This is a genomic window from Citrobacter sp. S55_ASV_140, from assembly GCF_018919505.1.
GTDB classification, from domain to species: Bacteria; Pseudomonadota; Gammaproteobacteria; order Enterobacterales; family Enterobacteriaceae; genus Citrobacter; species Citrobacter werkmanii.
In genome coordinates, this window is sequence record NZ_JAHLQZ010000297.1 from 1 (window position 1) to 3,389 (window position 3,389).

Consider the following 3,389-nt stretch of genomic DNA (forward strand, 5'->3'; position numbering starts at 1 on the left):
CCTATAGCCTTTGCATAACGAGCCGAAAGTCGAAGCCCGTATTGAGTATTACCCTCAGTTGATAAACCCAACCGTTCAAGATCTGAAAGCTTAAATTCATCCTGACCATCTTTTGTAATTAAAACATTCTTGTGAAATAATTTAAAACCGACCTCCGCAGGACCTGTGCCTTTATTTTCAATAACACTATTATAATCAAAAGCACTACCATCAACTTTTATTTTGACATTATCGCTACTATTACACTCAAGAATTAAATTCTTATCTGCTTCATTTTCACCATACCCCGTATCCTGACCCGCGGCCAGTGGAGTAAGTATTGTAGCGGGAATATCGTCTAATTTAATAGTAGCGGTATTTGCTGTATCAAGGAACTTACAAGCGGTACCTGACACCATACCGGTAATAGTTAACGTACCTTCTTCAACCCCAGCAGCAAACGCCCCGCCACTCATAAATAATCCTGTTACCACTGCCGCAGCAATAATTGAACGTTTCATAGTATCTTCCTTAATCAACATATTTAGATTTGTTACGTGGTGTTATTCCTGTAATTAGAATCTACACGCTTAAATCGTTACCGCAATGTAAACGGAATGTTTTTTTGATTTAAGACAAGTTACTCAATGCAATATAATTACAACAAATAGTCAGGAACCAATCTTATTTACACAATTAATAAGTTAACGTAATTTACCATTCATATTTATTTTCAAGATAAATAAAAAAGCCCACATCATTCATGAGAGTGATGTGGGCTATATGAAAGAGAGTATCCTAGTCGTAGCGGTTGAGGATAATTTGACGATTATCGCTGCCCGGAACAGCGACCAGTTCCGTTGTTACTCCCCTCACCACCGATGAAACAGTTTGTTCGGTACTCGAAACGTGGGTGGAGTTGCCGCAGCGCTGTTGAAGCTGAGCATTTACCACTTCGGTACTGCAGGTCGGCGCGACAACGTTGCCGCTAATAGTTAAGGTTGCGGTATCTGTTCCCAATGCGGGAAGACTTAATCCATAAGCCAGAACTATAATTCCCAGCGACAAAGTTTTTTTCATCTAAACGTCATTCCTGTATTAAGCCCGATTTAACATGCAGGGTAGTTATTTAGCGTAATAATAGGTGCGCTACCACGCGAAAACCAATTGAAATACTAAATCAATAGGATAGGCATGATCAATTTAAATGATGAATATCGGATTTAATTCAGAAAAAAACATGTTTTATTAAGACAGGGTAAACAATGCTCGATTTTTTCTTCATCTTATATATTCACCGCATCAATATATCATTGATGCGGTGAATAATTTTTAACGCCAGAAATTACACCGCGCGGAAGGCAATCTCTCCCGGAATAACTTCCCCCTGCCAGTACAGCTGCGCTGCCACGCGCCCTGCAAGGTCACGGTAAATGGCGGTAAATTCGCTGTCTGGACGGCTGATAACCGTCGGCGTACCGCGATCGAGGTCTTCACGTAGAGAAATATGCAGCGGCATTTGTCCCAACAGTTGGGTGTGGTACTGCTCGGCCAGTTTCTGTGCGCCGCCGGTGCCAAAGATTGGCTCATGATGCCCGCAGTTGCTGCAAATATGCATACTCATATTCTCAACAATACCCAACACCGGCACTTCGACTTTTTCGAACATCACAATGCCTTTTTTCGCATCGATCAGGGCAATATCCTGCGGCGTGGTCACTACAACCGCCCCAGTTACCGGAATGTTCTGCGCCAGCGTCAGTTGGATGTCACCGGTGCCTGGCGGCATATCCAGTACCAGATAATCAAGATCTGGCCATAAGGTTTCCTGCAGCATCTGCAATAGCGCTTTACTGGCCATCGGCCCGCGCCACACCATAGCGTTATCGTCGGTGACCAGATAGCCAATGGAGTTGGTCGCCAGACCGTGAGACATGATCGGCGCCATATGGGTGCCGTCCGGTGAAGTGGGACGCTGGTTTTCCGCGCCGAGCATCGTCGGGATGGACGGGCCATAAATATCGGCGTCAAGAATGCCCACCTTTGCCCCTTCCGCAGCCAGCGCCAGCGCCAGGTTCACCGCAGTGGAAGATTTACCCACCCCGCCTTTGCCGGAACTGACGGCAATGATGTTTTTCACACCATTAATACCCGGCTGATTTTTCACACGTTTCAGGGTGGCGATGTTATGTGACAACTTCCAGTCAATCGCTTTCGCGCCGGTAATACGCAACAGATCGGCACTGCATTGCTCTTTTAATGCTTCAAACGCGCTATGCCAGACGAAGGGCATGACCAGCTCGACGTGCAACGTGTCATCCATCCAGGCGACGTGGTGCAACGCTTTAAGCGTCGTCAGATTATGCTTCAGGGTTGAATGCTGAAAATTCGCCAGCGTCCCGGCGACCATCGCGCGCAGGGTTTCTGGTGATTTGGCCTGGGATTGTGCGTTCATCCCGACTCCTTTTTGTTGTTCTGAAAATACAATAGTCACCAGGTAGTTTACTCCAACCGCAACAATTATTCATTTACGGATAAATGCCCTTATCGCTTGGCGCAGTAATTACCATTTTGGTACTATCAAAGCCCTTTTCACTACAAAAGAAGTAATTGCCCACTATGACTCAAGTCGCGAAGAAAATTCTGGTAACGTGCGCGCTGCCGTACGCCAACGGCTCTATCCACCTCGGCCATATGCTGGAGCACATCCAGGCTGATGTCTGGGTCCGTTACCAGCGAATGCGCGGCCACCAGGTAAACTTCATCTGCGCGGACGACGCCCACGGTACGCCAATCATGCTGAAAGCACAGCAGCTTGGAATCACGCCAGAGCAGATGATCGGTGAAATGAGTCAGGAGCATCAGACTGATTTTGCGGGTTTTGACATCAGCTATGACAACTACCACTCTACGCATAGCGAAGAGAACCGCGAGCTGTCTGAGCTGATTTACACGCGCCTGAAGGAGAACGGTTTTATTAAAAACCGCACTATCTCCCAGCTTTACGATCCGGAAAAAGGCATGTTCCTGCCTGACCGTTTCGTTAAAGGCACCTGCCCGAAATGTAAGTCTGCGGATCAATACGGCGATAACTGTGAAGTCTGTGGCGCAACCTACAGCCCGACCGAACTTATCGAGCCGAAATCCGTCGTTTCCGGCGCAACGCCGGTGATGCGTGACTCAGAACACTTCTTCTTTGACCTGCCGTCATTCAGCGAAATGCTGCAGGCATGGACGCGCAGCGGCGCGTTGCAGGAGCAGGTCGCCAACAAAATGCAGGAATGGTTTGAAGCCGGCCTGCAGCAGTGGGATATTTCCCGCGACTCACCGTACTTCGGTTTTGAAATCCCGAATGCGCCTGGCAAGTACTTCTACGTCTGGCTGGATGCGCCGATTGGCTATATGGGATC

Annotated in this window: 4 protein-coding genes; 1 reads left to right on the forward strand and 3 read right to left on the reverse strand. The window is 47.6% G+C overall.

What is annotated here, in order from left to right:
* From KQJ18_RS22730 to apbC, 3 genes are all read right to left on the reverse strand, one after another.
* Positions 1 to 500, reverse strand: a 500-nt coding sequence (locus KQJ18_RS22730) for a fimbrial protein (protein WP_216422811.1), incomplete at its 3' end; no start/stop codon positions are given.
* Positions 501 to 777: 277 nt separating this feature from the next.
* A complete protein-coding gene (locus tag KQJ18_RS22735; RefSeq protein WP_160956135.1) occupies positions 778 to 1,059 on the reverse strand; it encodes a DUF2574 family protein in 282 nt (93 codons plus the stop codon).
* Between the two features lie 265 nt (positions 1,060 to 1,324).
* Positions 1,325 to 2,434: an iron-sulfur cluster carrier protein ApbC gene (apbC, locus tag KQJ18_RS22740; protein WP_038641931.1), complete on the reverse strand. Its 1,110-nt coding sequence runs from the start codon at positions 2,432 to 2,434 to the stop codon at positions 1,325 to 1,327.
* A gap of 164 nt (positions 2,435 to 2,598) precedes the next feature.
* Here apbC and metG point away from each other — a divergent pair.
* Positions 2,599 to 3,389, forward strand: a 791-nt coding sequence (gene metG / locus KQJ18_RS22745) for a methionine--tRNA ligase (RefSeq protein WP_216422812.1), incomplete at its 3' end; no start/stop codon positions are given.